The organism is Actinomadura sp. HBU206391, assembly GCF_014323665.1.
GTDB lineage: Bacteria > Actinomycetota > Actinomycetes > Streptosporangiales > Streptosporangiaceae > Actinomadura_C.
This window is the reverse complement of record NZ_JABVEB010000030.1, coordinates 46,647-52,815: the sequence shown is the minus strand read 5'-3', so window position 1 is coordinate 52,815 and position 6,169 is coordinate 46,647. Positions and strand designations below refer to the sequence as shown.

Below are 6,169 nucleotides of genomic sequence, written 5' to 3'. Positions count from 1 at the left end.
ACCACGGTGCCGCCGCCCGCGCCGCCGTCATCGGCGCGGCAGGGCCGGCGGCCGACCTCCCTGCCGCCATCGCACCCGGACGGCCGGCCTCGGCATGCTCCGAAGGGCCGATGACGGCGCGTGCGCGGGTGTCGCGGCTTCCCGTCGGACCGGCGATTCCCGGCGTGGCGGACTTGCGATGACGAGCCCCCTCTTCATTACTGTTGGCGAGCGACTGTTCACACACAGTGGATCAGGGGGTCAGACCGTGTCGCCGCCACCGCACCGCGCACGCCGGACCATCCGCCGCACAGCCCTCTCCGTGAGCATGGCGATCGCCCTCACGACCGGCACCGGCACCGCCGCGGCCGAGCCGGGGCCCAGCGACCGTGAGGTGACCGAGAGCAAGAAGGCCGTACGCGAACGCGCCGCGGCCGTCGGCCGGGTCAAGGCCAGGCTCGCGCAGGCCACCGGTGAGCTGGAGCGGATCTCCGCTGCGGCCGCGCTCGCCATGGAGCGCTACAACGGCGAGCTGGTGAAGCTCGAGCACGCCCGCCAGGCCTACGAGAACTCCCAGCGCCGGCTGGGTGAGGCCGAGCAGCGCTACCGGCAGATCCGGGACGAGGCGGCGGTCTTCGCCGCCGCCGCCTACCGCGCCGGCACCGGCGTCAACCAGTGGGCCGCCACGGTCGCCGGGCGCACCGGGCCGCAGAACTTCATGGACCGCGCCGCGCTCATGGAGGTGCTGGGGCACCGGCAGGCGGGCATGGTCGAACGCGTCCGAGCCGCCAGGATCATCGCCGACATGTTCCGCCGCCAGACGCGCACCGCGCTGCAGGACCGCCAGGTCGCCACCGAGCGGGCCGAGTCGGCCAAGAGCGCCGCCGAGCGGCTCCTCGCCGCACAGCGCGAGGAGTTGAAGCGGATCAAGGCCCGAAAGACCATCCTCGTCGCCCGGCTCGGCAGGGCCCGGGCCCATGCCGCCGAGGTGCAGCAGGCGCGGGAGCAGGCACGGTCGGCCGGCTTCCACGGGGGCGTCGGCCGCGGGTCGATCGTCGTGCGGGCCGCGTTGAAATGGCTCGGGACGCCCTACTCATGGGGCGGCGGCACCGTCACCGGCCCGAGCTACGGCGTCGCCCACGGGGCGAACATACGTGGGTTCGACTGCTCGGGGCTCGCGTTGCACGCCTGGAACAAGGCCGGCGTCAGGCTCGATCACTGGACCGGCACGCAGTGGACCTCGGGACCGCACGTGCCCACGGGACGGCTGCGTCCGGGCGACCTGGTGTTCTTCGCCAACGACGCGAGCGATCCCAGCACGATCCACCATGTGGGCATCTACATCGGCCGCGGGCTCATGGTCGAGGCGCCCTACACCGGGGGGCGGGTGCGGGTCTCCAGCATCTGGCGGGCCGGCCTGATCGGCGCCACCCGTCCCGCCGGATGATCGATGAAGCACGCTGTTGACGGGCCGCGCCTGCGGCGCGGCGGCGCGCGGGCGCTTTGACGCCCGCGCTGCGAGATGCCCGGTCATCCGGCGGGAGGCCGCATAGAGGCCGGTGCACTCCGCGCCCCGTCGCATCGCCGACCGCTCTTAATGGCCCTGCTCGGACAGCCTCTTGCGGGACTGCTCGATCTCGATCTCGGCCTCGGTGCGGCCGACCCAACTGGCGCCCTCGACCGACTTGCCCGGCTCGAGGTCCTTGTAGACCTCGAAGAAGTGCTGGATCTCCAGCCGGTCGAACTCCGGAACGTGGTGAATGTCGCGTAGGTGCTCGCTGCGCGGGTCGGTGGACGGTACGCACAGGACCTTGTCGTCGCCGCCCGCCTCATCCTGCATGCGGAACATGCCCACGGCGCGGCAGCGGATCAGACAACCGGGGAACGTCGGTTCCTGGAGCAGCACCAAGGCGTCCAAGGGGTCGCCGTCCTCGCCGAGCGTGCCCTCGATGAACCCGTAGTCGGCCGGATACTGAGTGGAGGTGAACAACATCCGGTCCAGCCGGATGCGGCCGGTTTCATGATCCATCTCATACTTGTTGCGCTGGCCCTTGGGGATCTCGATGGTGACGTCGAATTCCACCTTGTTCCTTTCCATAGTGATCCTCCGCTCCCCCGCGCGGTAGATACGTGTCTAATGAGGTCTTGCCGTATATAAGGATGTCGCACGTCGCTGAGTGCCAGGTGAGCGGAGGGGTGGTCACGTGCTGAGGCGGGATCGCATCGTGGCCATGGTCACACTGTCGCTGCTCAACGTCTTCACTCTGGGCGCGGGCGTCGCGGTGGTGAAGCTCACGCCCCAGAGCAGCCTGCAACTGGAGCCGCCGAGCGTCGCGACGCGCGCCATCGTACGGGCCTCCGGGTCGTCGGTGATCCCCTCGGACGCGTCGGCACCGATGCCGGGCAGCGGTCTGGGCATCGAACTGCTCGGCCTGCTGGGCGGACAGGCGGGGGCCATCAACGCGGTCGTCGTCGACGCCACGACCCGGCGCACGCTGTTCGACCAGCGGGCCAAGGTCGCGGCGGTGCCCGCCTCGACCACCAAGGTCGTGACGTCGGCCGCCGCCCTCGCCGTGCTCGGCTCCGAGTATCGCCTGACCACCAAGGTGGTGAAGGGAGCGGGCGGCGGCATCGTGCTCGTCGGCGGCGGCGACCCCACGTTGACCGCCGGACCGCCACGGGGTTATCCGACGTACGCCTCGCTGCCCGACCTGGCCAAGCGCACGGCGGCGGCGCTCAAGGCGGCGGGCACCACCCGGGTGCGCGTGGACTATGACGCCTCGCTCTACCAGGGCTCCCGCACTGCGCCCGGCTGGAAGCCCAACTACATGCCCGACGGCGAGGTCGCCCCGGTCACCGCGCTCATGGTCGATGAGGGCCGGGTGGCGCCGGGGAACAGGAGCCGGGTCGCCGATCCGCCGGGCGCGGCCACGCAGGCCTTCGCCGGACTGCTCCGGCAGAACGGGATCAGCGCCAGGGCCGGCACCCGTACGCAGGCCGCGCCGAAGGCCGCGCAGCTCGCCGCGGTGCAGTCGCCGCCGGTGTCGGTGCTGGTCGAGCGCCTCATGACCGACAGCGACAACGATCTGGCCGAGGCCATGATCCGGCAGGTGGCGATCAAGCGGAAGCGTCCGCCCACCTTCGCGGGAGGGGCGCAGGCCGTCCAGGAGACGCTGGCCCAGCTCGGCGTCGGCGAAGGCGTCCGGCTCGCCGACGGCAGCGGCCTGTCGACCAGCAACCGGATCACGCCGATGGCGCTGGCCCGGATCATCTCGCTCGCCGCCTCCGGCAAGCGGCCCGAGCTCCGCGCGATGATCACCGGTCTGCCCGTCGCCGGATTCTCCGGCACCCTCGCGGACCGCTACACGACCGTGGCCCTCCCGGGCGCGGGTGTCGTACGGGCCAAGACCGGGACGCTCGCGAACGTCAGCACGCTCGCGGGGATCACCAGCGACGCGGACGGGCGGCTGCTGGCGTTCGCGTTCATGGCCGGCAGCACCAACAGCGAGGTGCTCGACCAGCTCGCGTCGATCGTCGCGATGTGCGGATGCCGTTGACATGACCAGGGAAGATGACCATCGCGACCCGGGTTCGGCGAACGGGAGGCGAGGTAATGGTGCTACGGCACCGGGAGGGAACGTACGGTGGAGTAATAACGCGAGTTGCCGCGGCAGGTCGTGAGCCGGAGGCGCGCTAACGCGGGCCGGTATGAGCGGAGCGAGCATTGAGCACAATGATCGACTGGAATGTCGCTGTTCAGACGGGAACCCGCCTTGTCCGCCCGGGCCCTCAGGTGAGCCAGGCCGAGGCGCGTGAGGTCGTCGAGGAACTCCGCGTCCTCTCCCGGACCGCACAGGGGCATGTCCGGAAATTCACCGGTATAGATGGTGAGCAGAACCCCGCTCCCGCCACGGTCGTGGACCGGCCGGGCTGGATCCGTGCCAACGTCGACGGATTCCGGGTCGTGCTCGAACCGCTCATGGAGCGGCTCGCCGAGAACCGCGGCTCGGGCGGGCTGAGCGGCGGCCCGGCGGGCGCGGTCTTCCAGGCCGTCGGCTCCCGCGTCACCGGCATGCAGGTCGGAGCGATCCTCGCCTACATGGCGAGCCGGGTCCTCGGCCAGTACGAGCTCTTCCTGCCGCCCGATCCCTCCGGCCGAGCCCCGACCGGTCGGCTCACGCTCGTCGCGCCCAACATCGTGCACGTCGAGAACGAGCTCGGCGTCGACTCCCATGACTTCCGGCTCTGGGTGTGCCTGCACGAGGAGACCCACCGGACCCAGTTCACCGGGGTGGACTGGCTGCGCCCCTATGTGCAGGAGCAGATGACGGAGTTCCTGCTCGCCTCCGACCTCGACCCCGCCGCCATGCTGAACCGTCTGCGCGAAGCCGCCGACGCGGTGGTCGATGCGGTGCGGGGCGGCGACTCCAGCCTCATCGACGCCATCCAGTCGCCCGAGCAGCGCAAGATCCTCGACCGGCTCACCGCGGTGATGACCCTCGTGGAGGGGCACGGCGACTACGTCATGGACGCCGTCGGCCCGCAGGTCGTTCCGTCGGTCGCCGAGATCCGCTCGCGTTTCCAGGGCCGCCGCGAGGGCGGTTCCCGGATGGACAAGACCATCCGCCGCCTGCTCGGCATCGACATGAAGATGAAGCAGTACGCCGAAGGGTCGCGGTTCGTGCGGCGGGTCGTCGCCGAGGTCGGCATGGACGGCTTCAACCAGGTGTGGACCTCGCCCGAGACCCTGCCGAGCCACGATGAGCTCAAGGAGCCGGCGAGCTGGATCGCCCGGGTGGCCGGCACGCCGGCCATCACGGCTCCCGGCGCGGCGCCGAGCACGAACGGCACCGGCCCGAAACCCGACGCCGCCGATGACACCGACCGCTCCGCCTGACGACGAGCCGCCACGCGAGGGGCGCGGCGGTGGCTGGACTGAGGAGCGAGCGAGTGCGAGGAACGAGCGCTCGGGAGCGACGAGGGAAGCCGCCGCCTCAAGGCGCCCCGAGCCGCGCGAGCGGAGCGAGCGCAATTCAGCACGGCCACGGCTGGAGCCCGCGGTCGCGGCGGTGCGCCTGGCCGTCCGCGTGGCCCTGCGCGATCTCGAGCCGGCGCGGCCGGTCCTCGCGGCGTGCAGCGGCGGCGCCGACTCGCTGGCGCTGGCCGGCGCGCTGGCCTTCGAGGCGCCCAAGGCCGGGCGGCGGGCGGGCGCCGTCACCGTCGATCACGGGCTGCAGGACGGATCGGCCGGTCGTGCGATCGAGGTGGCCGGCGTGCTGCGCGGTCTCGGCCTCGATCCGGTCGAGCCGGTAAAGGTCTCCGTGGGCGGTGACGGCGGCCCCGAGGCGGCGGCTCGCACCGCCCGCTACGAGGTGCTCGACGACACCGCCCGGCGGCTCGGCGCAGTGGTCCTGCTCGGCCACACCCGCAACGATCAGGCCGAGACGGTGCTGCTGGGGCTGGCGCGGGGGTCCGGGGCCCGGTCGCTGGCCGGCATGCCACCCGTCTTCGACCGTGGTGAGATCCGTTACGTCCGGCCGCTGCTGGAGCTGGATCGCGCCACCACTCGGACGGCCTGTCTCGCCATGGGTCTCGACCCGTGGGACGACCCGCACAACGAGGACCCCGCCTTCACCCGCGTCCGGGTCCGCCACGACGCGCTGCCCGTGCTGGAGAAGGCCCTCGGGCCCGGCGTGACCGAGGCGCTGGCGCGTACCGCCCGGCTGCTCCGCGAAGACGCCGAGGCCCTGGACACCTGGGCCGAGCGCGCGCTGGCCGATGCCCGGCGGGCCGGCCCGGCCGGTGTGGACACCGCCGGTGCGGAGACCGACCGTCTGGACACCGGTGGCCTGGACACCGGTGGCCTGGACACCGGCCCGGACACGGGGGGGCTGGACGTGGCGGCGCTGGAGAGGCTTCCGCGGGCCGTACGGACCAGGGTGCTGCGGCAGGCCGCGATCGCGGCGGGCAGCCCGCCCGGCACTCTCGCGGCGGTGCACGTCGACGCACTCGACCTGCTGGTCACCGGCTGGCGCGGTCAAAGGCACGTTGACCTGCCCGGGGGCGTACGTGGCTTTCGCCGGTATGGGAGGCTGCTATTCGGCCGATCCGAATCCGGTTGATCACGACAAACCGTCTGGTCCTCTCCAGATCGGCGGAGTCGAACGGGCCGGCGGCCGTTGATCGTGGC

The 6,169-nt window shown here is 72.0% G+C and carries 6 protein-coding genes; 5 read left to right on the top strand and 1 reads right to left on the bottom strand.

Translation table 11 applies throughout. From position 1 onward, the window contains the following. Nucleotides 1-182 (top strand): hypothetical protein (locus HKK72_RS39835; protein ID WP_222720654.1); only part of this gene is annotated, 182 nt, incomplete at its 5' end. Nucleotides 183-307: 125 nt separating this feature from the next. Then, entirely contained in the window at nt 308-1,426 is a 1,119-nt protein-coding gene (locus HKK72_RS13315; RefSeq protein ID WP_187234648.1) for an NlpC/P60 family protein, read from the top strand. A gap of 147 nt (nt 1,427-1,573) precedes the next feature. On the opposite strand, the gene HKK72_RS13310 is transcribed toward HKK72_RS13315, so the two are convergent. Then, nucleotides 1,574-2,062, bottom strand: a complete 489-nt coding sequence (locus HKK72_RS13310) for an inorganic diphosphatase (RefSeq protein WP_187234647.1) — start codon at nt 2,060-2,062, stop codon at nt 1,574-1,576. A 121-nt stretch (nt 2,063-2,183) separates the two neighbouring features. On the opposite strand from HKK72_RS13310, the gene dacB reads away from it, so the two are divergent. The 3 genes from dacB (at nt 2,184) to tilS (ending at nt 6,101) form a co-directional block, all read left to right on the top strand. Continuing rightward, a complete protein-coding gene (gene dacB / locus HKK72_RS13305; RefSeq protein WP_187234634.1) occupies nt 2,184-3,536 on the top strand; it encodes a D-alanyl-D-alanine carboxypeptidase/D-alanyl-D-alanine-endopeptidase in 1,353 nt (450 codons plus the stop codon). A gap of 176 nt (nt 3,537-3,712) precedes the next feature. Beyond that, entirely contained in the window at nt 3,713-4,876 is a 1,164-nt protein-coding gene (locus tag HKK72_RS13300) for a zinc-dependent metalloprotease (RefSeq protein WP_187234633.1), read from the top strand. After that, a complete protein-coding gene (gene tilS / locus HKK72_RS13295; RefSeq protein WP_187234632.1) occupies nt 4,854-6,101 on the top strand; it encodes a tRNA lysidine(34) synthetase TilS in 1,248 nt (415 codons plus the stop codon). The genes HKK72_RS13300 and tilS overlap by 23 nt, the downstream gene beginning before the upstream one ends. Nucleotides 6,102-6,169 lie beyond the last annotated feature (68 nt).

Excerpts from the sequence above, each read along its gene's own strand:
- HKK72_RS13315 (WP_187234648.1), top strand. The coding sequence starts at position 308 with ATGGCGATCGCCCTCACGACCGGCACCGGCACCGCCGCGGCCGAGCCG.
- HKK72_RS13300 (WP_187234633.1), top strand. The coding sequence starts at position 3,713 with ATGATCGACTGGAATGTCGCTGTTCAGACGGGAACCCGCCTTGTCCGC.
- tilS (WP_187234632.1), top strand. The coding sequence starts at position 4,854 with ATGACACCGACCGCTCCGCCTGACGACGAGCCGCCACGCGAGGGGCGC.